Source organism: Streptomyces sp. NBC_01803, assembly GCF_035917415.1.
GTDB lineage: Bacteria > Actinomycetota > Actinomycetes > Streptomycetales > Streptomycetaceae > Streptomyces.
Genome location: NZ_CP109073.1, coordinates 138588 through 160039 on the forward strand (window position 1 = coordinate 138588; position 21452 = coordinate 160039).

Below are 21452 nucleotides of genomic sequence, written 5' to 3' on the forward strand. Positions count from 1 at the left end.
GGGCGGGGTCAGCGGGCCGTCTCGGCGCGGAGCACGGCGAGAAAGCCGTCGACGTCCTCCTCGGTGGTGTCGAAGGAACACATCCAGCGGACGTCCCCGGCGGCCTCGTCCCAGTAGTAGAAGCGGTACCGCTTGCGCAGCCGCTCGCTGACGTCGCGCGGGAGGCGGGCGAAGACCGCGTTGGCCTGGACGGGGTGGAGGACGGTGACGCCGGGCACCTCGCGGACGCCGTCGGCCAGGCGCCGGGCCATGGCGTTGGCGTGCCGGGCGCCGCGCAGCCACAGCTCGCCGGCGAGCAGTGCCTCGAACTGCACGGAGACGAAGCGCATCTTGCTGGCGAGCTGCATGGAGAACTTGCGGATGTGGCGCATGGCGCGGACCGCGCCGGGGGTGAGGACGACGACGGCCTCGCCGAAGAGCAGGCCGTTCTTCGTCCCGCCGAACGACACCACGTCGACGCCTGCGTCGGTGGTGAAGGCGCGCAGCGGCAGGCCGAGGGCGGCGGCGGCGTTGGCGATCCGGGCTCCGTCGAGGTGGACCGTCATGCCGCGCTCATGGGCGAAGTCGGTGACGGCGCGGATCTCCTCGGGGGTGTAGAGGGTGCCGAGCTCGGTGCTCTGGGTGAGGGAGACGACCTGGGGCGTGGCGCGGTGCTCGTCGTCCCGGCCGAACGCCTCGCGGGCGACCAGCTCGGGGGTGAGCTTGCCGTGCGCGGTGGGCACGGTCAGCAGCTTGAGGGCGCCGACCCGCTCCGGAGCGCCGCCCTCGTCGGTGTGGATGTGGGCGGTGGTCGTGGTGATCACGGCGCCCCACCGGTCGGTGAGGGCCTGGAGGGAGACGACGTTGGCGCCGGTGCCGTTGAAGACCGGGTAGACCTCGGCGGTGGGCCCGAAGTGGGCGCGGAAGACGTCCCGCAGGTGCGCGGTGTAGTCGTCGTCGCCGTAGGAGGTCTGGTGGCCGCCGTTCGCCAGCGCGAGGGCGGCCAGGATCTCCGGGTACGCCCCGGCGTAGTTGTCGCTGGCGAAGCCGCGCACGGCCGGGTCGTGGCGGCGGCGGGCGTCGGTGGTCACGGCTGGGGGGTGAGCCACAGGCGGGTTCCGTTCACTTCGGCGGTGGGCCTGTGCCAGAGCCGGCGGATCTCGTCGGCCAGGTCGTGGACGTCGGTGAAGCCGGGGAACGTGGCCTCCGGGCGCTCCCGCCGCATCGCGTCGCCGACCAGGGCCTTGACGACGAGGACGGTGGCGGCGGCGGGCGGGCGGTCGGCCGGTCCCGACTTGCTGAAGGCGTCGGCGAGGGCGAGCGTCCACGCCTCGGCGGCGGCCTTGGCGGCTGCGTAGGCGGCGTTCCCGGCGGTGGGGCGGGTCGCGCCGGCGGCGCTGATCAGCACGTACCGGCCGTTGCCGGAGCGGGCCAGTGGCCCCTCGAAGGCGAGGGAGGTGTGCTGGACGGTGCGGATCAGCAGGTCGTGCAGGAGGTCCCAGTCGGCGAGGTCGGTGGCCGCGAAGGACGTGGCGCCGCGCCAGCCGCCGACGAGGTGGACCAGGCCGTCGACGCGGCCGAGGTCCTGCTCGGTCTTGGCCGCCCACTCGCGGGTGGCGCCCGGGTCGAGGAGGTCGACGGTGTCCCCCATGACGGTCGCGCCGCCGTGGGCGAAGCGGGCGGCGTCGACGCCCTCGGCCAGCCGCTGGGCGTCGGCGTCGGAGGCCACCACGGTGGCGCCGGCCTGGGCGAGCCGCAGCAGCGTCGCGTGGCCGGCCGGGCCGCCGGCGCCGGCCACGGCGACGACCGCGCCCTCCAGCGGGCCCCCGCCGTCGGCGTCCTCGGGCATGGATGGGATGGTGCTCATCGTCATCGCCTCCTCCTGGGGTCCATCATGCCGCGCGGCATGACGGAGATCACGCCACCCTGGTGACGGGGCCGGCCGCGGTGATGCCGCGGGTGGACTCGACGACGCCGCGGAGCTTCTTGGCCAGGGCCTCGTAGAACAGACTCAGCGGGAACTCGTCGGGCAGCACCTCGTCGACGAGCTTGCGGGGCGGCAGGCTCAGGTCGAGGGCGTCGGGACCCTGGGCCCAGCGGGAGCCGGGGTGCGGGGCGAGGTAGGCGGAGACGAGGTCGTACGCCTTGAGCCAGTGGACGAGCTTGGGCCGGTCGATGCCCTTGCGGTAGAGGGTCTCGATCTCCTCGCGCAGCCGGACGGTGACCTCGCGGGCGTGGTCCCAGTCGACGCCGAGCCGGTTGTCGGTCCAGCGCAGGGCGTCGTGCTGGTGGAGGTAGGCGAACAGGAGCTGGCCGCCGAGACCGTCGTAGTTGCGGACGCGCGCGCCGGTCACGGGGAAGCGGAACAGCCGGTCCAGCAGCACGGCGTACTGGACGTCGCGGCCCTGGGGGTGGCCGTCGGCCTCCAGGCGGACCGCCTCGTGGAAGGCGGTCAGGTCGCAGCGCAGCTCCTCCAGGCCGTACATCCAGAACGGCTGGCGCTGCTTGATCATGAACGGGTCGAACGGCAGGTCGCCGTGGCTGTGGGTACGGTCGTGGATCATGTCCCAGAGCACGAACGTCTGCTGGCAGCGCTCCTGGTCGCCGAGCAGGTCCGCCGCGTCGTCGGGCAGGCGCAGGCTGGTGACCTCGCGGGCGGCGTCGACGACGCGGCGGAAGCGGGCGGCCTCGCGGTCGCAGAAGATGCCGCCCCAGGTGAAGCGCTCGGGGGCCTGGCGGACGGCGATGGTCTCGGGGAACAGGACGGCGGAGTTGGTGTCGTACCCGGCCGTGAAGTCCTCGAAGGTGATGCCGAGGAACATCGGGTTGTCGTAGCGGGTGCGCTCCAGCTCGGCCAGCCAGTCGGGCCACACCACGCGCAGCACGACGGCCTCCAGGTTCCGGTCCGGGTTGCCGTTCTGCGTGTACATGGGGAAGACGACGAGGTGCTGGCGGCCGTCGGTGCGGTCGGCGGCGGGCCGGAAGGCGAGCAGCGAGTCGAGGAAGTCGGGGACGCCGAAGCCGTCGTCGGCCCAGCGGCGCAGGTCGGCGACGAGCGCCTCGTGGTAGGCGGCGTCGTGCGGGAGCAGAGGGGCCAGCTCGCGCACGGCGGACACGACGCGGTCGAGCTGCCGGGCGATCCGGTCGCGGGTGGGCGCCCCGTCGGCGGTGAAGTCGATGGAGCCGTCCTTCGACTGGGCGGGGCGGATGCTCTCCACGGCGCGCTTGAGCGTCGTCCAGGCCCGGTGGGCGATGACGCGCCCGGTGGGAGATTCGCCGCCAACCGGGGTGATGGACGCCAATCTTTCCGTCACTGCCCCTCCTCAACAGTAGAACTTCTCGTATGAGCACGGTATCCGGCGCGGATCCTCCGATCAACTCCGGACAGGACGGGTTCAGCTCCCGGCCACCGGGCGTGGCTAGGGTGGCGCCATGCCGCTGCTGACCGTGGGACACCGCGGACTGATGGGCGTGGAGCCGGAGAACACCCTCCGGTCCTTCCGCCGGGCCGAGCGCGCGGGTGTGGACGCCGTCGAGCTGGACCTGCGTCTGAGCAAGGACGGCGAGCTGGTGGTGATCCACGACGCCGAGGTCGAGCGCACCACCGACGGCTCCGGGCGGGTCGCCGACCTCACCCTGGCCGAGCTGCGCGGCCTCGACGCGGGCCGGGGCGAGCGCGTCCCGCTGTTCACCGAGGTCGTGGCCGCGGTGGCGGCCCCGTTGCAGGCCGAGATCAAGGACCCGGCCGCCGCCCGGAGTCTCGCCCTGGCCGTCGGGCACGGCCGGCTGCACGGCCGCGTGCGGGCGATCTCCTTTCACGAGGAGGCCCTGCGGGAGATCCGCGAACGGCTGCCCGGCCTGCCCGTGGCGCTGGTCACCGGCCGCTCCACCGCGACCGCGCCGGAGCGGGCGGCGGCGCTGGGCGCGGACATGGTCTCCTGCGAGCTGGCGCACCTGGACCCGGACGTGGTCGGGCGGTGCCGCGCGGCGGGCGTGCGGGTCATCGCCTGGACGGTGAACGACGCGGCGGAGCTGGCCCGCGCCCGCGCGCTCGGGCTGGACGGGGTGGTGACCGACGTGCCGCGGATCGTGCGCGCGGTCAGGACAGCGGCTTGACCAGCAGCTCGAACTCCAGATCCGGTCGGCGCGGGATACCGAAGCGCTCGTCGCCGTACGGGAAGGGACTGGTCCGGCCGGTGCGGGTGTAACCGCGGCGCCCGTACCAGGCGATCAGGTCCGCCCGCGCGGAGATCACCAGCATCCGCATCTCGCGGGCGTCCCACTCCGCGCGCGCCAGCCGCTCGGCCTCGGCCAGCACCCGCCGGCCGAGGCCGGCGCCCTGCAGGACCGGACGGACGGCGAACATCCCGAAGTACGCGGCGGACTCCCCCGGCCGCGGCCCGTCGCGACGCGCCACGTGGCAGCAGGCGACCAGGTCCCCGTTCAGCTCGGCCACGATCAGCCGACCACCGGGGTCGCCAAGGACCTCGCGGACACCGGCGGCGTCGGTGCGCCGGCCGTCCAGCAGGTCGGCCTCGGTGGTCCAGCCGGTCCGGCTGGCCTCGCCCCGGTACGCCGACTCCACCAGCGCCACCAGGGCCGGGATGTCGGCCTCGGCGGCCGTGCGGAAGGTCGGGTCCGTGGTCGTCGTCACCCGGGCATCGTAACGGCGCCCGCCCGCGCTTCCGCGCGCCCTCGTGCGCCTCCCCTGCCTGCCCACGGGGACGGGCATCCTCACGCGGCGGGACGAACGGGAGGTGGGCGGTGCACGGACCGGAGCTGGTGGGCTGGCTGGTGGTGGCGCTGTGCGGCGGCACGGGCGCCTTCAGTCTGGCGCGGATGCGCGCGGGCCCGGCGGGGGCGCGGCACGCGGCGGGGATCGAGGCGGCGATGGGCTTCGGCATGGCGCTGATGGCCGTACCCCCGGCCGCGCTGCCCGCGACGCCGCCGCCGGCCGGGTTCGCGGTGCTGTTCGCGGCGACGGCGCTGTGGTCGGCCGCGCTGCTGCGGGCGGGCGCGGCGCATCAGGCGCACCACGTGGTGGAGAGCCTGGCCATGGTGTACATGGCGGTGGCGATGGCCGCCGCCCCGGGCGGGCACGCCGGGCACGCGCCGGGCGGGGTGCCGTTGGTGACCGGGGTGCTGCTGGCCTACTTCGCCCTCTACACGCTGCGGACCGGGCCGCGCCTGCTGCCGACCGCGGCCGGCGGGACGCCCGGCCCGGTCCCGGTCCGGGGTCCGGCCGCGGGGTCGCACTGCGCGGCGCCGGAGCTGGCGGCGGCCTGCCGACTCGCGCTGTCGGTCGGGATGTTCGCGACGCTGCTGGCCCTGTGAGGCGTGCGTCACGTGTGTTCGTGCGCGGTTCCGGGTGGGAGGGCTGGGTTCTAGGCTGACGGCATGGTGATCGCCATCACGCTGCTCGTGCTCGGCGGGCTGACCGCGGCCGCGGCGCCGCGCGTGCTGGCCCGGGTCTCCTGGCCGGACCGGGAGCCGGTGCTGGCCCTGTGGGTGTGGCAGTGCGTCGTCGTGGCGGTGCTGCTGTGCTGCGTGCTGGCCATGGCGCTGACCGGTGCCGCGGCCTGGCACGAGGTGCGCGGCCAGGTCTTCGGGCCGGCGCCGAGTCAGGTGACCGAGGCGTACGGGCTGCAGCTCGGCGAGCGGCGCTGGGCCGCCGCCGTGGCGGTGCTGCTGGCCTGCGGCGGCGTCTGGACGGCCGTGATGCTCACCCGCGAGGTGCGGGCGGCGCGGGCGGCCCGCCGCCGCAAGCACGCCGGGCTGCTGTCGCGCTCACCGCGGCTGCCCTGGGAGGCGGCCGACGCGGGCGACCGGCTGATCGTGCTGGAGGACGAACGTCCGGACGCCTGGCTGCTGGGCGGACCCGCGCCGCGTCTGGTGATCACCACGGCGGCGCTCCGCCGGCTGAACGGGCGCCAGCTCGACGCCGTCATCGCCCACGAGCAGGGCCATGTCCGGGCCCGGCACCACTGGCTGCTGCACTGTTCCGGCGCGCTGGCCAACGGCTTCCCCCGGGTGCCGGTCTTCGCCGCGTTCCGGCACCAGGTGCACCGCCTGGTCGAGCTGGCCGCCGACGACGTGGCCTCCCGGAGCTTCGGCCGGCTCACCACCGCGCTGGCCCTGGTCGGGCTCAACGAGGACCGCGGCGTCTTCGCCTGCCACGCCCACCACGCCCACGTGCCGCACCGGGTGCACCGGCTGCTGACTCCCGCGCCGCGGCTGTCCGTCCCGCGCCGCCTGCGGCTGACCGCCGCCGCGACGCTGGTGCCCGCCGTGCCGCTGCTGGTCACTTTCGCGCCGGGACTGACCGCGCTCGGCCGCTGACCGGCGCCTGCCGGGCCCGTCCGGTTCTTAGGCCCGTCCGGCTTCTTCCCCGTTCTTCCCGTTCTTCCCGTTCGCCCGCGACACGCCCGGGCACGGCGCCCGCGACGGTATCGGGCGGTCCCCCGCGCCGCCCGATACCGTCGCCGACGCCGGACAGGACTCCGCCGACCGGGGCGGCTGTCCGGGGTCCCGCTGAGTATATTGACTGAGAGCCAGTCAACGGGAGTCCAGCATGTCCCCTCGCAGCGCTTCGGTCAATGAAGAAATGCGCCGACGCTCTCGGCAAAGGTTGCTCGAGGCTACCGTCGAGCTCGTCGCCGAGCGGGGCTTCGACGCGACGACGCTGGGGGACATCGCCGACCGGGCGGGCTCGGCCCGCGGCCTGATCTCCTATTACTTCCCCGGCAAGCGCCAGCTCCTGCAGTCCGCCGTGCACCGGCTGATGCATCTGACGCTCGCGGAGGCGCTGGACCGGTCGCCGCGGCCGACGGGCGCGCGGGCCGGGGAGGAGCTGCTGGCCCGTGCCATCGACGCGATCCTCGGGCTCGCCCGGGACCGTCCGACGCTGATGCGCGCGCACATGGCGGGGCTGCTGCAACAGGAGGGCTTCATCCAGTGCGTCGAGCAGCAGCGGCTGGCGGCCGTGCTGCGGGAGACGATGGCGCGGTACGGCTCGCCCGATCCGGACACGGACTACACGCTGCTGCGGGCACTGCTGATGGGCGCGGTGGTGGCCCAGCTCCTGCCCGGGGCGCCGATGCCGCCGGGGCGGCTGCGCCAGGAGCTCTTCAGCCGCTACGGACTCGCGTGGGAGCTCGGTGTCCCACCGGGCGACGAGCCGTCCGGCGGGACACCGCGTCAGTTCGCGACTCCTCAGCGGTAGACGGGCTGGGTCTGGACGTTCAGCTCGTCCAGGGTCACCGCGCGGGCGCTGTTGGTCCGGCGGTCGTCGATCCGCAGCACGTCGAAGCCGGCCTGGTCGTTGGAGTAGATGTAGCCGTTGTAGTAGTAGGCCGACCAGGAGCCGCCGAAGGTGAGGACATCCGCCGAGACCGGCCCGCGCTCGAAGTAGCCGATCTCGCGCGGGTGCGCCGAGTCGGTGAAGTCCCAGATCGAGACGCCGCCCTGGTACCACGCCTGGACCATGATGTCGCGGCCGGCGGCGGGGATCAGCGAGCCGTTGTGGGCGACGCAGTTCTCGGTGTCCGCCTGGTGCCGGGGGATCTTGTAGTAGCTCCGGAACGTGAGCCGCCGGTCATCGCCGTGGCCGGTGATGTGGTAGATCCCGTTGGCGCCGAACTCGTCGCCGGTCGCCTCGTCGCACATCGCGCCCACGCCGCCGCCGAGTTCGTCGGTGAAGACGACCTTCTCGCCATCCTGGCTGAAGGTGGCCGAGTGCCAGAAGGCGAAGTTGTCGGCGTCCCGCACCTGGTCGATGACGGCCGGGCGGGCCGGGTCGGAGATGTCGAAGAGGACACCGTCGCCCATGCAGGCGCCCGCGGCCAGGTCCAGCTCGGGATAGGCCGTGATGTCGTGGCAGCCGGTGGTGGCGGAGCTGTCCGCGTCGCCCGGGAAGCCGCCTTCGGGGAAGACGATGTCGAAGGAGGAGAGCGCGGCCCGCTCGGGGTCGGCGCGCGGCACCTCGACGACGGAGATGCCGTCGTGCGGGGGCTGGCAGTCCGGGTAGGTCGCCCTCGGGGAGTACGAGGAGACGTAGACGTAGACGCTGCGGCGCTCGGGCACCAGGGTGTGGGTGTGCGAACCGCAGGGCGTCTCCACGGCGGCCACGTACTCGGGGTGGCGCACGTCGCTGATGTCGAAGACGCGGATGCCCTCCCATGCCTCCTTCTCGGTCGCCGGCAGGGAGCTGCTCCGGCAGGAGTCGTCGCTGCGCGAGGAGTCGACGGACAGGATGAGCAGGTCCCCGGAGACGGCGACATCGCCCTGGCCGCCCGGGCAGAGGACCTGGGTGACGATCTCGGGCGAGGAGGGGCGGCTGATGTCGTAGACGACGAAACCGTCGTAGTTCCCCGCGAAGGCGTAGTCGCCCTGGAAGGCGAGGTCGGAGTTGAGCCCGGCGAGCGCGGCCGAGTGCGGGACGCCGGCAACGGGGGTGACGTTGGCGCTGTGGGCTATCTCGTTCACCCCGGGGATGGCGCCGCTCTCGATGGCGGCCAGGGTGTCGGCGCGTTCGGCCCGCGAGACGTCCCCGGCGCCCGGCTCGCCGTCGCCCGGGTCGGGCGCGGCCAGCGCCGGGCCGGTCAGGCAGGCGGTGGCCAGCAGAGCGGCTGCGAACGTGAACGCGCCGAGCCGCCTGCGCCGTGTGGGTGGGCTGTGCAACGATGTCACCGCGTCCTCCGTCGAATTCGCTTACGCCCGTGCGACGTTGCCCGTTGCAAGGCCCCCTCAGTATCGACCCTCACATGTGCATATCAAAGTAAGTAATATCGCTGACATCTCGGCAGAGCACCGCGGACCACCGAGGAGAAACGTTGACGGACCGCCGCCGCCTCAGGACCGGCACCGCCCTCGCCGCCCTGGCGGCCCTGGCTCTGGTCGGCGGCTGCACGGGCGCGTCCGGCTCGGACGACGGCGCGGGCGCCGACCGCACACCCCCCGTCATCGCCCCGGGCGCCCCCGGCGAGGCGGCCGAGACGCTCTCCCCCGAGGAGGCCGCCGAGAGGGGGGCCCGCGAGGGCGAGCCGACCGCCGAGGATTTCGCGTTCATGCGGATGATGGCCGAGCACCACGGACAGGCGCTCGTCATGACGGAGCTGGCCGGGCGGCACGCCGAGGACGAGGCGGTGCTGCGCCTGTCGGAGCGCGTCACGGCCGAGCAGGGCCCGGAGATCGACGCGATGAACGCCTGGCTGACCCGCAACGCGGGCGCGGCGGCGGACGACGGCGGGCACGGGACGCACGACGGCGGCGAGATGCCGGGGATGGCGACCGAGGAGCAGCTGGCGGAGCTGTCCGCCGCCAGGGGCGAGGAGTTCGACGCGCTGTTCCTGGACCTGATGATCGCCCACCACGAGGGGGCGGTGACGATGGCGGCGGAGGTGCTGACGGGCGCGGGGGACGTGACGGTGCAGCAGATGGCCAACGACATGATCGCGGCCCAGTCGGTCGAGATCGGCCGGATGGAGGAGCTGCGCCAGGCCGGGCGGTCCCGCTAGCGGCGGACGTGGCGGGGCGTCAGGTAGCCCTTGTCGCGGGCGGCGGCGATCAGTTTGAGGGACCGGCGGCGGCTGCGGCCCGTGGCGCACATGACGGCGAGCACCGGGTCGGTGCCCTCGCGCTGGGCGGCCAGATACGCCTCGGCGGCGGTGCGGCGGCCGTCCCGGCCGCCGGAGCGCCGGCGCCCGGCGCGGTGCCGGGGCGGCTGGGCGGCCGGCGTGGACTCGCCCTGGTCATCCGCCCGTTCGGGTTGCTCGGCGCGCTCGGCGGGGGTCGGGGACGGCTCGGCGGCCGGAGAGGCCGCCGCTCCCCCGTACTGGCCGGTGACGACCTTGCAGGCCCCGCGCAGCGGCTCCGCGAGCCAGTCGGGCAGGGTGCCGAACCCGTCCACCGGCAGCGGCGGGTCGGCGCGCATGTCCTCGATGAGCACCCGCCCTTCCCGTACCTGCGCGAGCAGCTCGATGCGGGTGCCGTCGGCGAAGACGAGGCCGACGCTGAACCACGGCGGCAGACCGTCACCGGCCGTGGGAGGGGCGGCGGATCCGTGGCCCCGGAGCTCCCACACGGGCCACACCGGACTGGGGCCGTTCGACTGATGGCCGCCCGGAAAGCCGGAAAAGCTACTCTTCACCACGGAGGCAACCTAGACCGCCCGGCCCCCGGCGGCGCCGGGCGGCGCGCACGGCCGGCGCGGACAGCACCCCGACAGCGCACTCCCGCGCCGCGTCGTTCGGTGCGATGCTGAGAGTCCGTCCCTCCTCGGCGGCCCTAGGAGTCTCACGTGCTTCGCATCGCGGTTGTCGGATCCGGGCCGAGCGGGGTGTACACCGCTCAGTCCCTGCTCGACCAGCGGGCCGCTTGGCCGGTCCCCCTGGCGGTGGACGTGCTCGACCGGCTGCCCTGCCCTTACGGGCTGGTGCGCTACGGCGTGGCGCCCGACCACGAGAAGATCAAGTCCCTGCAGAACAACCTGCGTCAGGTGCTGGAACGGCCGGACGTCCGGTTCCTGGGCAACGTGCCGGTGGGCGAGGGCGGGATCTCCGCCCGGGAGCTGCGCGGCCTCTACCACGCGGTGATCTACTGCGTGGGCGCCGCCCGCGACCGGCGGCTCGGCATTCCCGGCGAGGATCTCGCGGGCAGCTGCTCGGCCACCGACTTCGTGTCCTGGTACAGCGCCCATCCGGACGCGATCGGCCAGGGCTTCCCGCTGGGCGGGCGCGGCGCCGTGGTCATCGGCGCGGGCAATGTCGCGGTGGACGTGGCCCGGGTGCTGGCGCGGGGCGTGGAGGAGCTGCGCGCCACCGACATCCCGCAGGGCCCGCTGGACGCGCTCGCCGCCAGCGCCGTCACCGACGTCCACATGGTGGCCCGGCGCGGGCCGTCCCAGGCGAAGTGCACCACCAAGGAGCTGCGGGAGCTGGGTACGCTGCCCGGCGCGGACGTCGTGGTGCGCGCGGAGGAGTTGGCCGCCGACCCCGGGTACGCCGATCCGGCCGGCCTGTCGGCGACCGCGCGGCGGAACGTCGCGGCGCTGCGGGGCTGGGCCGAAGCGCCCGCCGGGACCGCCGCGCGCCGCATCCATCTGCGTTTCTTCCTGCGCCCGGTGGAGATCCTGGACGACGGCCGGGGCGCGGTGCGGGGCGTGCGGTTCGAGCGGACGGCGCCGGACGCCTCGGGCGGCGTGACGGGCACGGGCGAGCTGATGGACATCGACGCGGGCCTGGTGCTGCGTTCGGTGGGCTACCGGGGCGTTCCGCTGCCGGGGCTGCCGTTCGATCCGGTGGGCGGCACGGTGCCGCACGCCGGGGGGCGGGTGCTGCGGGACGGTGCGGCGTCGCTCGGCGAGTATGTCGCGGGCTGGATCAAGCGCGGACCGACGGGGGTCATCGGCACCAACCGGCCGTGCGCCAAGGAGACGGCCGGCTCGGTGCTGGCCGACGTGCCCGAGTTGGCGCGGCGTCAGGTGGCAGCGGAAGACCCGCTGTCGGGGCTGGCGGCGGCCGGGCTCACGCCCGTCGCGTGGCGAGGCTGGCTGGGCATCGAGGCCGCCGAGACGGCGCTGGGCCGGACGCTGTCGCGCGGCACGGTGAAGATCCCCGACTGGGCCGGACTGCTGACCGCCGCGCGCGGGGCGTGAGGGCGTGACCGGGCCTGACGGCCGGACCGGGGACCCCGCGCGGCCGGGCGACGCCCCGGGCGGCGCGGGGCGCGCGGGGCGGTGACCCGGCCCGGCGGATCGCCGGGCGGGACCGGATGCCGCCGGGGCCGATGACGCCGCCGGACGCGGCTCACGGCGCCGGACCGGACGGCGCCCGGCGGACGGGGCCCGTGCCCCCCACCGGCGCCGCCGCGCGCCGACGGCAGGGCTCAATCGGTGGTGAGGCGCTCGGCCTCCACGGCCGCGGCGGCCAGGACGCCGTCGAGCAGGCCGGGGAAGATCGCGTCGAGGTCGGCGCGGCGCAGGGCGTTCATCTTCGCCGTGCCGCGGTAGACCTGCGCGATGACGCCGCTCTCACGCAGCACGCGGAAGTGGTGGGTGGAGGTCGACTTGCTGACCGGCAGCTCGAACACCGAGCAGGACAGCTCGTCCGGTGACGCCGCCAGGGTGCGCACCACCGCGAGCCGCAGCGGGTCGGCGAGGGCGTGCAGCACCTGCTCCAGCCGGATCTCCTCCCGTGCGGGATGGGCGAGGTCGCGGCCTGCCACGGTGGTGGTGGAGGGGGGTGCCATGGGACCGATTCTACGAGAGCCGTCGTGGCACGACCCCACCATAGTACGATGCCTCTCGTACTAATCTTTCCGTCATGGCCCGTGCCGGATGAGGAGCCCCGCGTGAGCGCGCTGTTCGAACCCAGCACCCTGCGGTCGCCGACCGTCCCCAACCGCGTCTGGATGGCGCCCATGTGCCAGTATTCGGCGCCGGCCTCGGGGCCGGACACCGGGGTGGCCACCGACTGGCACTTCGCGCACTACGCGGCCAAGATCGTGGAGAACGGCGAGGCCGGACGCGGTGCTGCTCGGCCGCCAGCTGCTGCGCGAGCCCTCGTGGGCGCGGCGGGCGGCCCGGGAGCTGGGGGTGGCGCCGACCGGCGTCCCCGACCAGTATCTGCGGGCCTTCTGACGACCGGTCGGGGCGCCGGATCGCCGGATCGGTACGCCGGAGGGCGGCGCGGCCAGTAGGGTGACGGACCGTGTCAGCACGACCATTGAACGAGATCGTCGAACCGGGCTGGGCCACGGCTCTGGCCCCCGTCGCCGGCCGGATCACCGCGATGGGCGCCTTCCTGCGCTCGGAGATCGCCGCCGGGCGCACCTACCTCCCGGCCGGACCCCACGTCCTGCGGGCCTTCCAGCAGCCGTTCGACGAGGTCAGAGTCCTGATCGTGGGTCAGGACCCATACCCGACGCCCGGCCACGCCGTCGGCCTGAGCTTCTCGGTCGCGCCCGAGGTGAGCCCGCTGCCCGGCAGCCTGGAGAACATCTTCCGTGAGCTCGCCGCCGACCTGGGGCCGCCCCGCCCGTCCACCGGCGACCTGACGCCCTGGACCGAGCAGGGGGTACTGCTGCTCAACCGCGCCCTGACCACGGCCCCGCGTCGGCCCGCCGCGCACCGGGGGAAGGGCTGGGAGGAGGTCACCGAACAGGCGATCCGGGCGCTGGCCGCCCGGGGCAAGCCGCTGGTGGCGATCCTGTGGGGCCGCGACGCGCGCGGGCTGCGGCCGATGCTCGGCCGGGTGCCGAGCGTCGAGTCCGCGCACCCGTCGCCGATGTCGGCCGACCGCGGCTTCTTCGGCTCCCGGCCCTTCAGCCGGGCCAACGCGCTCCTGCTGGAGCAGGGTGCCGCGCCCGTGGACTGGAAGCTGCCGTGACGGTCGCGTCCGCGGCGTCGCGCCTCTGGGTGCTCGGCGTGGACTCCGGCGGCTCGGGGCTGCGGGTCGCGCTCGGCCGCGCGGGCGCGGGCGGCGTACCCGTGCCGCACGGGAGGGTGTCGGCGAGGGAGCCGGTGCGCACCGGGAGTTCCGGCATCGACGCCGGGCACTTGCTGGACATGCTGCTGCCCGCCGCCCGGACGCTGCTGACGGCCGCCGGGGCGGCGGATCAGCCGGTCGTGGCGGTGTGCGTGGGCGCGGCGGGCATGGCCACGCTCGGCGACCGGGTGCGGGCCGAGCTGCCGGGTGCCCTGGCGGCGGAGCTGGGGACGCGCGGGGTGGCGCTGGCCGCCGACGCCGTGACCGGGTACGCCGGGGCGCTGGGGGAACGGCCGGGTGTCGTGGTGGCCGCGGGCACCGGGGTGATCGCGCTGGGCACCGATCTGCGCGCCTGGCGGCGGGCGGACGGCTGGGGCCATCTGCTGGGCGACTGCGGCGGCGGCGCCTGGATCGGCCGGGCCGGTCTGGAGGCGGCGTTGCGCGCCCACGACGGGCGCGAGGGCGGCTCGCTGCCGCTGCTGACCCGGGCCGTGGAGTCGTTCGGCCCGGTGGCGGGGCTGCCGGGGCGGCTGTACCCGCGCGCCGACCGTTCCGCCGTGCTGGCCTCGTTCGCGCCCGAGGTGGCCCGGTGTGCCGCCGGGGAGGCGGCCGATCCGGTCGCCGCGGGCATCCTGCGGGCCGCGGCCGGCGAGATCGCCGTCACGGCCGCCGCCGTCTGCCCGCCGGGGGCGGGCGGCGAAGTGGCCCTCACCGGCGGGCTGTTCAGGATCGGCGAGCCACTCATCGGGCCGCTGCGGGCGGAGCTGGAGCGGCGGCTGCCACACGCCGTCGTGGTGTCCGCGGCCGGCGATCCGCTCGACGGCGCGCTGCGTATCGCCGCCGCGCTGCCCCACGGGGGACCGCGGCTGCCGTCCGATCCATACCTTCTGCGGGTTGCCGCCCGGATTGATCCGCGTTCCGGTGGACAGGTCGGGTAAAGACGTCAACCGGCGTTTAACACGAGCGCGCGGGATATTTCGGGACAGATTCGGACTGGATTCCCCCGGACGAACAGCCAAGCACATCAAGGCATTAACATGCGGCGACATGAGCTCCCCCACTGGGCCAGGATCGGGTCTGCCCGTACGAATGCCACGTCCCCGCCAGTCCGGAAGGCACCGCCGTCCGGAGCCCGTGAGCGCCCCCGAGGGCGCGCCCACGCTGGTGCTCGCCGTGCCGGGTGACCCGTCGTCGGAGAGCCGTGGCCTGGCCGAGGAAGTGCTGAGCATCGCGCGGTCGGAGCTGCCCGGTCTCGACGCGCGGGTCGGTTATGTCGAGGGCGTGGACCAGGAGTTCCCCGCGCTCCACGAGGTGCTGGCGCGGGCCGCCGCGAAGGGCGCGAAGCGCGGCGCGGGCGAGGTGCCGGTGCCGGTGCCGGTCGTGGTGCCGCTGCTGGCCGGCCCGGACAGCGTCCATCTGCGGACCATACGGCAGGCCGTGCTGGGCAGCGGCACGGGAGCCGGGCTGACGGACGTGCTCGGGCCGCACCCGCTGCTCGCCGAGGCCGTCCACGTGCGGCTGTCGGAGGCCGGCCTGGCACGGGCCGACCGGGCCCGGCTGTTCACCGTGGCCACGGCGGCCGACGGCATCGTGCTCGCCACCGTGGGTGGCGAGGAGGCCGTGCAGGCGGCCGGGATCACCGGCATGCTGCTCTCCGCCCGGCTAGCCGTGCCGGTGCTGGCCGCCGCGCTGGACAGGGAGGGCTCGGTGGCGGAGACGGCCGGGCGGCTGACGAACGCGGGCTCGCGGCAACTCGCGCTGGCGCCCTGCCTGATCGGTCCCGAGATCCCGGCGGGGCTGCTGGCCGCGGGGTCCAAGGAGGCGGGCTGTCCGGCGGCCGAGCCGCTGGGCGCGTACCCGGCCGTGGGCAAGCTGGTCCTCTCCGCCTACATGAACGCGGTCGGCATCTCCCCCGAGCGCCCGCACGGCACGATGATCCGCTGATCCCCCGATCCCCCGATCGGGCCGGGTCCCATACCCCCGGGTGTCCGGCCGGCCGGGCGGGCTCGTGGCGCCCGTACCACGCGGTCGCGCGGTTTCCCCACGCCCGCCGTCCGACCGGCTGCCGTCGGCGCGCTCCGGACCGTACAGTGCGAAGCGTTCCCGCCGCACCGCAGGACGGAGACAGCATGGTCACCGGAGACAGCATGGTCACCGCCAACTCCACCGACTCCCGGCCGCCCTTCGACCAACTCGCCGTGCTCTACGACCGGTTCATCGGGGCGATGGACCGGGAGGGCAACCCGGCACGGGACTGGCTGCTGACGCATCTGGTCGGCGGGGGGCGGGCGCTGGACGTGGGATGCGGGAACGGCCGCAACTGCCGCCTGGTCGCCGACCGTTACCGGGAGGTCGTCGGGGTGGACATCTCCGCGGACATGCTCCGGGTGGCCAGGAGCAAGGACAACCCGCCGAACGTCCGCTACGAGCGGCGCGACGTACGCGAGCTGTCCCCCGAACGCGACGGGGTCTTCGACGCCGTGTTCGCCATGAACAGCCTCTTCGCGATGGGCCCGGCCGAGGCCGTGCTGCCCCTCCTGCGGCCCCTGGTGGCGCCCGGCGGCCGGCTCGTCGTCCTGGACGTGACGCGGCCCGACGACGCGCCCGTGCCGGACGACGAGACACGGCAGACGTTCCACCCGTTCGAGGTGGCGCACACCGTCTACCGGCTGTCGGGCGACACCGAGGACGCGGTCGCCGCGCTGCGGTACATGCTCCACCCGGCGTGGCGGGAGATGAGCGCGGGACTCGTCCCGCCCACGCTCGGCGCGTTCCGCCGAGCCTACGAGGGTGTCGTCCCCGGTGTGGAGTTCGCCCCGGAGGTGGTGCCGACCCTGACCGGGGCGGTGTGGCGGGCACCGGTCTAGCCGCCCCCGGAAGTGATGCCGACCCCGACCGGGGCGATGCGGCAAGCACCGGTCAAGCCGCCCCCGGAAGTGGTGCCAACCCCGACCGGGGCGATGCGGCAAGCACCGGTCAAGCCGCCCCCGGAAGTGGTGCCAACCCCGACCGGGACGGTGCGGCCGGCACCGGTCAAGCCGCCCCCGGAAGTGGTGCCAACCCCGACCGGGACGGTGCGGCCGGCACCGGTCTAGCCGCCGTCCCGCTCCCCCGCGTCCGGGGTGCGGACGTGCTCGGGCCGCAGGCCGACGCCCGTCATCCGGCTCAGCAGCCGCAGCAGGAACGGCCACCGCTCGAACGTGGAGCTGAGCCGGCCGGCGCCACCCATCACGCGGTCGCCCCGCAGCGCCCGGTCGACGGCGACGCGGTGGAAGAGCCGCTGGAACTCCTGGGTCAGCACGGTCGGCACCTGACGCCTGCGCTGCACCCGGGCCAGTGCCCGGTCGTCCGGCGGGCGGCCGGTGCGCCGGGCTTCGAGCAGCGGGCCGGCCAGCAGGTTCGCGGCGGCGGTCGCGTCCTGGACGGCGAGGTTGACGCCGTAGCCGCCGGCCGGTGACATGGCGTGCGCGGCGTCGCCGATGAACAGCAGCCCCGGGGCGTACCAGCGACGCAGCCGGTCGACCCGGACCTGGAGCAGCGGCAGCTCCTCCAGGCCGGTGACCTCGGTCGTCCGGTCGGCCAGGAAGGGCACCAGCTCGGCCAGGTCCCGCCGGAGCCGGCCGACGCCCTCGCGGCGCAGCCGGTCGTACCCGCCCGCGCTCATCTCGTAGGAGACCTGCCAGTAGGTGCCGCGGTCGACGATGACGAAGACGCGGCCGTTCCCGATCCGCACCGTGAGCCGTTCGTCGGGGTCGTCGTCCCGCCGGGAGACGCGGAACATCAGCACGTCCATCCGCACGCCGCGGTCCCGGGGCCGCAGTCCGGCGGCGGCACGCAGCACCGACTTCCTGCCGTCGGCGGCGACGACGAGCGCGGCACGCACCGTGCGCTCGCCGTCCGGGGTGCGGCAGCGCACGCCGACGGCGCGGCCGTCCGCGCGCAGCAGTCCGGTGACCTCGGCACGCGTCCACAGCCGGAAGCCGGGGTAGCGGGCCGCCTCGGCCGTGATGAGGTTGAGGAAGTCCCACTGCGGCACGAAGACGACGTAGGGGAAGCGAAGGCCGAGGGCGCGGAAGTCGGCGATCAGCATGGGCCGGCCGTCCTGGACGAGGCCCATGGTCTCCAGCTTCCGGTGCGGCAGCTCGTGGAAGCGTCCGGCGAGCCCGAGTTCGTCAAGGATTTCGAGGGTGGAGGGGTGCACGGTGTCGCCGCGGAAGTCGCGGAGGAAGTCGGCGTGCTTCTCCAGCAGCACGACGTCGACGCCGGAGCGGGCCAGCAGCAGCGCCAGCATCGCGCCGGCCGGTCCGGCGCCCACCACGCAGACGGTCGCGGTCGTGTCCTGCGGTTCCATGGCTCTCCAGGGGCGCGTGCGGGCCGGGGCTCTCGGGCGGCGGCGTCAACCCGCGGCGGGGGCCCGCCAGGCGACGGTGAAGACGCCGAACTCGCCGCCGCTGCGCTCGACGACGGCGCCGGGCAGGGCCGCGGTGTACTCCTCGGCGAACCGGTCGGCCGTCATCGGCACGCTGATCTCGCTGATCCGCAGCCAGGAGGGGCTGAGGATCGCCGCCAGGGCGGCGGTGGCGTCGGTCACGTCGCCGGTCCGGTCGTAGAGGGCGCGGGCCTGGCCGAACGCGAAGTCGGCCTGCCAGCCCTCGCTGCCCCAGGTGGGCGGACGCTGGGGCTCGATGATGAGGAGGACGCCGCCGGGCGCCACGACACGCCGCAGCAGCTCCAGCAGCGGGGCCGGCTCCCCGACGTGGACGAGGCAGCTGAAGACCACGACGGCGTCGAAGAGCCCGTCGTCCTCCGGGGTCAGGCTCCGGATGTCGCGGACCTGATAGCGGATGGTGGGGCCCGACCGTTCGCGCTCGGCGATCTCGATCATCGCGGGCGCCGCGTCGATGGCCAGCACCTCGTCGTACCGTTCGGCCAGGGCGACGCTCCACCGGCCGGTGCCGCAGCCGGCGTCCAGCGCCCGGCCGCCGCCGGGGAGGTACGCCTCCAGCCAACGGGCGAGCCGGCCGCCGGGCTCGTCCAGGACCCGGGTGAAGCGTTCGTAGGGCCCGGCGAGCTCGCTGAACAGCGGCGCGGTGTCCCGTTGCGGGCGGGTGGTGTCGTCGGCCGGTCCGTGGTGGTTCGTCAACACGTGTGTCTCCCTACCTGGTCGGGGGCTTCGGTCAGCGGGCCGGCCGCTGCCAGTAGGCGGTGAGCAGCCCGGGGAAGACGTGCTCCATGAACGTGCTCCCGGGCAGGGCCGCGGTGTATTCCCGCCGGAATTCCCGGCCGTTCATCGGGGCGGTCCGTTCGCTGATCTCGGTCCAGTTACGGTGACTGAAGAGGCGGAGCACGTTGATGGAGCTCTCCAGCCGCCCGGTCACCTCGTACGCGGTCCTGGCGACCGTGAAGGCGAAATTGATCCGCCAGTTCTCCTGGCCATAGTCGGCGGGGCGTTCGGGCTCGAAGACGACGAACGCCCCGCCGGGCGCGACGAGGGCGGCGAGGTGGGGCAGGATCACCCGCGGCTCGCCCATGAGGAAGACGCTGCTGAAACCGAACACCACGTCGAAGAGGCCGTCCTTGGCGGGCGTCAAGTCGAAGGCGTCGCGGACCTGGTAGTCCACGTTGGACCGGGACCGGTCGCGCCGGGCGATGTCGATCATGGCGGGGGCGGCGTCGGCGCCGACGACCTCGTCGTAGAGGGCGGCGAGCATGACGGTGTAGCGGCCGGCGCCGCAGCCGATGTCCAGCGCGCGCCGGCCCTTCGGGAGATGGGCCGCCATCCATTCACTGAGCGGGTTTTCGGCGGAATCCAGAGTGCCGCTGAATTCCTCGTACAATTCGGCGATCTCGTCGAACAAATCGGTGATGGTGGGCGCACCCGATCGCGCTGCGGCCATGCTTCACTCCCCTTCCGTTCGCACGAAAGCGTTCTCACGCTAACGCCACCGCGCATTCGGCGACAGAGCGCTCCGGGGCGGGGCCGGAAAACCTACGCGCCCGCAGGGGATGGCGTCCCGGGCGCGTCCGCGTGGCGCGGGCCGCGGCGCGTCCGCCGGCCGCCCGCCCGCCGTGCGGCCGCGTGATGTGGGGGGTGGGTCGCCGGCCGGAGGATGGAGGCGCGGGAGACGCGGTGGGAGGTGTCGTGGAGACAGGAGCGGCCGGGGCGCGGTCGGAGGCGGGGGTGCTGGTCGTCGGCGCCGGCCCGAGCGGGCTGGTGACGGCTCTGGAGCTGGCGCGGCACGGCGTGCGGGCGCGGGTGGTCGACCGCAGGGCGGGTCCGGCCCCGGCCGAGCAGTCGCGGGCGACGATCGTGCACGCGCGGACCCTGGAGGTGCTCGACCGGTTCGGGCTGGCCGACGAGGCGCTGGCGAGCGGGGTGCCGATCACGCGGGTCGAGGTGCGCGAGCGGCGCCGCCCGACGGCGCATCTGCCGCTGGCCGGCGGTGGCGTGGAGGGGCGGACGCGGTTTCCGTGCGCGCTGTCCGTGGCGCAGTCGGAGACCGAGCGGATCCTGACGGCGGCGCTGGCCGCGCGGGGCGTACCGGTCGAGTGGGGGCGGCCGGTGGAGAACGTGGCCCCGGCCGGGGACGGCGTCGAGGTGCGCCTGGGCGGTGGCGAGACGCTGCGGGTCCGCTGGGTGGTGGCCGCCGACGGCGCCGGGAGCACCACGCGGCGGTGCCTGGGGATCGGGTTCATCGGCGGCACCTATCCGCAGCGCGGCCTGCTGGCCGACGTGACGTTCGCGGCGGACCCGCCGCCGCCCCGGCTGCGGCTCACCCTCACGCGCGGCGGCTTCGTCGGGGTGCTGCCGATCTCCCCCGGCCGCTACCGGCTCTTCGGGGCCGTGCCGCCCGGCCTGGCGCCCGGCGGCGCCGGGGGCCAGGTCTCGCACGACCCCTATCAGCGGCTCGACGCCCAGGAGCTGCGGCGGTGGTTCGACGGCTACTTCGAGGCGACCGGAACGCTGGACGAGGTGATCTGGGCCTCGCTGTTCCGGTTCCACAGCCGGATCGCCGACCGGTTCGCCGCCGGGGGGGTGTTCCTCGTCGGCGACGCCGCGCACGTGCACAACCCGGCGGGCGGCCAGGGGCTGAACCTGGGGGTCGGCGACGCGGCGAACCTGGGCTGGAAGCTGGCGCTGGTCGAACGCGGTGAGGCGCCGCCCGGGCTGCTCGACAGCTACGAGGCCGAACGCCGTCCGGTGGCCCGCGCGATCACCCGGAACACGGACCGGGGCTTCCGGGTGGAAACCACCGCCAACCCGGTGGCGATGTGGCTGCGCGGCCATGTCGCGATGCGGCTGATCTCCGTGGCGTCCCGGTGGTCGGCGGTGCGCCGGACCGTTTTCCGGACACTGTCGCAGACCTGGATCGGGTACCGGGGCAGCCCCGCCGTGGCGGCCGGCCGGGGCCGGGGCCCGCTGCGGCCGGGCGACCGGGCGCCGCACGCGCCGCTGGCCGCGCCCGGCGGCGGCCTGCTGGACCTGCTGCGGCCGGGCGGTTTCCTGCTGCTGGCGTTCGAGGGCACGCGGCCGGCACCGGCCGGGCGGCGTCCGGACGCCGCCGCGCTCGGCGCGGCCCTGGCGGGCCGGTACACCGCCGGAGTGCCGGTGCGGGTGATTCCCCGGGCCGAGGCCGCCGCGCACGCGGCGTACGGGGCGCGCCGGGCCCGGCTGGTGCTGCTCCGGCCGGACGGCCACGTCGCCTGGGCCGGCGCCTGGCCGGCGGCCGGGCCGCCGCGCCGGCTGACGGCGTGTCTGGACCGCCTGCTGACGGCCCGCGCCGGGGCGCCCGGCAAGTTCCGCAAGTCCGGCAAGTCCGGGACCTGAAGGCTGTCCCGCGATCCGCCGGCCCCGTTCCTCGGCCCGCTTGAGCGACCGACGCGACCGATTCGCGCGAGTTCGCCGGTTGAAGGCGGAAGCCGCACCCGGGGCAAGACGGGCGTCGGCAGGACGGGGCCGGGATGACGGGACAGCCTTCGGGGCGGCCC

At 74.9% G+C, this 21452-nt stretch carries 21 protein-coding genes and 1 pseudogene; 12 read left to right on the forward strand and 10 right to left on the reverse strand.

The genetic code is table 11. The features are described 5' to 3' along the window. Nucleotides 1-8: 8 nt before the first annotated feature. From OIE51_RS00715 to OIE51_RS00725, 3 genes are read right to left on the reverse strand one after another with little or no spacing between them, the layout of a single operon-like run. Complete coding sequence (locus tag OIE51_RS00715) at nucleotides 9-1088, reverse strand: threonine aldolase family protein (RefSeq protein WP_326594703.1); 1080 nt, start codon at nucleotides 1086-1088, stop codon at nucleotides 9-11. Next, the gene (locus OIE51_RS00720) at nucleotides 1067-1846 is read right to left on the reverse strand and encodes an SDR family NAD(P)-dependent oxidoreductase (RefSeq protein WP_326594704.1); all 780 of its coding nucleotides are present in this window, start codon (nucleotides 1844-1846) and stop codon (nucleotides 1067-1069) included. Before OIE51_RS00720 ends, OIE51_RS00715 begins: the two co-directional genes overlap by 22 nt. Before the next feature lie 49 nt (nucleotides 1847-1895). Continuing rightward, on the reverse strand, nucleotides 1896-3293 hold the full coding sequence (locus OIE51_RS00725) for a DUF6421 family protein (RefSeq protein WP_326594706.1): 1398 nt from the start codon (nucleotides 3291-3293) through the stop codon (nucleotides 1896-1898). A 118-nt stretch (nucleotides 3294-3411) separates the two neighbouring features. On the opposite strand from OIE51_RS00725, the gene OIE51_RS00730 reads away from it, so the two are divergent. Then, nucleotides 3412-4095 carry a glycerophosphodiester phosphodiesterase gene (locus OIE51_RS00730; RefSeq protein ID WP_326594708.1) on the forward strand — a complete coding sequence of 228 codons (684 nt, stop codon included), beginning with the start codon at nucleotides 3412-3414 and terminating at the stop codon, nucleotides 4093-4095. Here OIE51_RS00730 and OIE51_RS00735 read toward each other — a convergent pair. Next, nucleotides 4079-4633 carry a GNAT family N-acetyltransferase gene (locus OIE51_RS00735; RefSeq protein ID WP_326594710.1) on the reverse strand — a complete coding sequence of 185 codons (555 nt, stop codon included), beginning with the start codon at nucleotides 4631-4633 and terminating at the stop codon, nucleotides 4079-4081. The genes OIE51_RS00730 and OIE51_RS00735 overlap by 17 nt on opposite strands. A gap of 110 nt (nucleotides 4634-4743) precedes the next feature. On the opposite strand from OIE51_RS00735, the gene OIE51_RS00740 reads away from it, so the two are divergent. The 3 genes from OIE51_RS00740 to OIE51_RS00750 all read left to right on the forward strand — a co-directional run bounded on the left by OIE51_RS00740 (nucleotide 4744) and on the right by OIE51_RS00750 (nucleotide 7201). Continuing rightward, complete coding sequence (locus tag OIE51_RS00740; RefSeq protein ID WP_326594712.1) at nucleotides 4744-5313, forward strand: DUF5134 domain-containing protein; 570 nt, start codon at nucleotides 4744-4746, stop codon at nucleotides 5311-5313. Between the two features lie 63 nt (nucleotides 5314-5376). Further along, complete coding sequence (locus tag OIE51_RS00745) at nucleotides 5377-6318, forward strand: M56 family metallopeptidase (RefSeq protein WP_326594713.1); 942 nt, start codon at nucleotides 5377-5379, stop codon at nucleotides 6316-6318. 232 nt (nucleotides 6319-6550) lie between these two features. Then, a complete protein-coding gene (locus OIE51_RS00750) occupies nucleotides 6551-7201 on the forward strand; it encodes a TetR/AcrR family transcriptional regulator (RefSeq protein ID WP_326594714.1) in 651 nt (216 codons plus the stop codon). Here the strand turns inward: OIE51_RS00750 and OIE51_RS00755 are convergent. Further along, nucleotides 7192-8667 (reverse strand): LVIVD repeat-containing protein, encoded by a 1476-nt coding sequence (locus OIE51_RS00755; protein WP_326594715.1) that lies wholly within the window; start codon nucleotides 8665-8667, stop codon nucleotides 7192-7194. The two genes, OIE51_RS00750 and OIE51_RS00755, sit on opposite strands and share 10 nt — an antisense overlap. Nucleotides 8668-8810: 143 nt before the next feature. On the opposite strand from OIE51_RS00755, the gene OIE51_RS00760 reads away from it, so the two are divergent. Continuing rightward, the gene (locus OIE51_RS00760; RefSeq protein WP_326594716.1) at nucleotides 8811-9494 is read left to right on the forward strand and encodes a DUF305 domain-containing protein; all 684 of its coding nucleotides are present in this window, start codon (nucleotides 8811-8813) and stop codon (nucleotides 9492-9494) included. Here the strand turns inward: OIE51_RS00760 and OIE51_RS00765 are convergent. Further along, the gene (locus OIE51_RS00765; RefSeq protein ID WP_326594718.1) at nucleotides 9491-10060 is read right to left on the reverse strand and encodes a DUF6214 family protein; all 570 of its coding nucleotides are present in this window, start codon (nucleotides 10058-10060) and stop codon (nucleotides 9491-9493) included. The genes OIE51_RS00760 and OIE51_RS00765 overlap by 4 nt on opposite strands. Before the next feature lie 216 nt (nucleotides 10061-10276). Between OIE51_RS00765 and OIE51_RS00770 the strand changes: the two genes are divergently transcribed. Continuing rightward, nucleotides 10277-11632, forward strand: a complete 1356-nt coding sequence (locus OIE51_RS00770) for an FAD-dependent oxidoreductase (protein ID WP_326594719.1) — start codon at nucleotides 10277-10279, stop codon at nucleotides 11630-11632. A 230-nt stretch (nucleotides 11633-11862) separates the two neighbouring features. Here OIE51_RS00770 and OIE51_RS00775 read toward each other — a convergent pair whose 3' ends face one another. Next, nucleotides 11863-12225, reverse strand: a complete 363-nt coding sequence (locus OIE51_RS00775) for an ArsR/SmtB family transcription factor (RefSeq protein ID WP_326594720.1) — start codon at nucleotides 12223-12225, stop codon at nucleotides 11863-11865. A gap of 102 nt (nucleotides 12226-12327) precedes the next feature. On the opposite strand from OIE51_RS00775, the pseudogene OIE51_RS00780 reads away from it, so the two are divergent. The 5 genes and pseudogenes from OIE51_RS00780 to OIE51_RS00800 form a co-directional block, all read left to right on the forward strand. Then, a pseudogene (locus OIE51_RS00780) lies at nucleotides 12328-12477 on the forward strand (NADH:flavin oxidoreductase/NADH oxidase); the annotation flags it as partial. Nucleotides 12478-12686: 209 nt separating this feature from the next. Next, nucleotides 12687-13364 carry a uracil-DNA glycosylase gene (locus OIE51_RS00785; protein WP_326594722.1) on the forward strand — a complete coding sequence of 226 codons (678 nt, stop codon included), beginning with the start codon at nucleotides 12687-12689 and terminating at the stop codon, nucleotides 13362-13364. After that, entirely contained in the window at nucleotides 13361-14401 is a 1041-nt protein-coding gene (locus tag OIE51_RS00790; RefSeq protein ID WP_326594723.1) for an N-acetylglucosamine kinase, read from the forward strand. Before OIE51_RS00785 ends, OIE51_RS00790 begins: the two co-directional genes overlap by 4 nt. Before the next feature lie 109 nt (nucleotides 14402-14510). After that, complete coding sequence (locus tag OIE51_RS00795) at nucleotides 14511-15407, forward strand: hypothetical protein (RefSeq protein ID WP_326594724.1); 897 nt, start codon at nucleotides 14511-14513, stop codon at nucleotides 15405-15407. 185 nt (nucleotides 15408-15592) lie between these two features. After that, nucleotides 15593-16330, forward strand: a complete 738-nt coding sequence (locus OIE51_RS00800; RefSeq protein ID WP_326594726.1) for a class I SAM-dependent methyltransferase — start codon at nucleotides 15593-15595, stop codon at nucleotides 16328-16330. Between the two features lie 224 nt (nucleotides 16331-16554). Here OIE51_RS00800 and OIE51_RS00805 read toward each other — a convergent pair whose 3' ends face one another. From OIE51_RS00805 to OIE51_RS00815, 3 genes are read right to left on the reverse strand one after another with little or no spacing between them, the layout of a single operon-like run. Next, nucleotides 16555-17814 carry an FAD-dependent oxidoreductase gene (locus tag OIE51_RS00805; protein ID WP_326594728.1) on the reverse strand — a complete coding sequence of 420 codons (1260 nt, stop codon included), beginning with the start codon at nucleotides 17812-17814 and terminating at the stop codon, nucleotides 16555-16557. Nucleotides 17815-17859: 45 nt separating this feature from the next. Beyond that, nucleotides 17860-18609, reverse strand: coding sequence for a class I SAM-dependent methyltransferase (locus tag OIE51_RS00810; RefSeq protein WP_326594729.1), 750 nt, complete (start codon nucleotides 18607-18609; stop codon nucleotides 17860-17862). A gap of 31 nt (nucleotides 18610-18640) precedes the next feature. Further along, the gene (locus OIE51_RS00815; protein WP_326594730.1) at nucleotides 18641-19360 is read right to left on the reverse strand and encodes a class I SAM-dependent methyltransferase; all 720 of its coding nucleotides are present in this window, start codon (nucleotides 19358-19360) and stop codon (nucleotides 18641-18643) included. Between the two features lie 245 nt (nucleotides 19361-19605). Here OIE51_RS00815 and OIE51_RS00820 point away from each other — a divergent pair, with 245 nt between their 5' ends. Further along, nucleotides 19606-21291 (forward strand): FAD-dependent monooxygenase, encoded by a 1686-nt coding sequence (locus OIE51_RS00820; protein ID WP_326594733.1) that lies wholly within the window; start codon nucleotides 19606-19608, stop codon nucleotides 21289-21291. Nucleotides 21292-21452 lie beyond the last annotated feature (161 nt).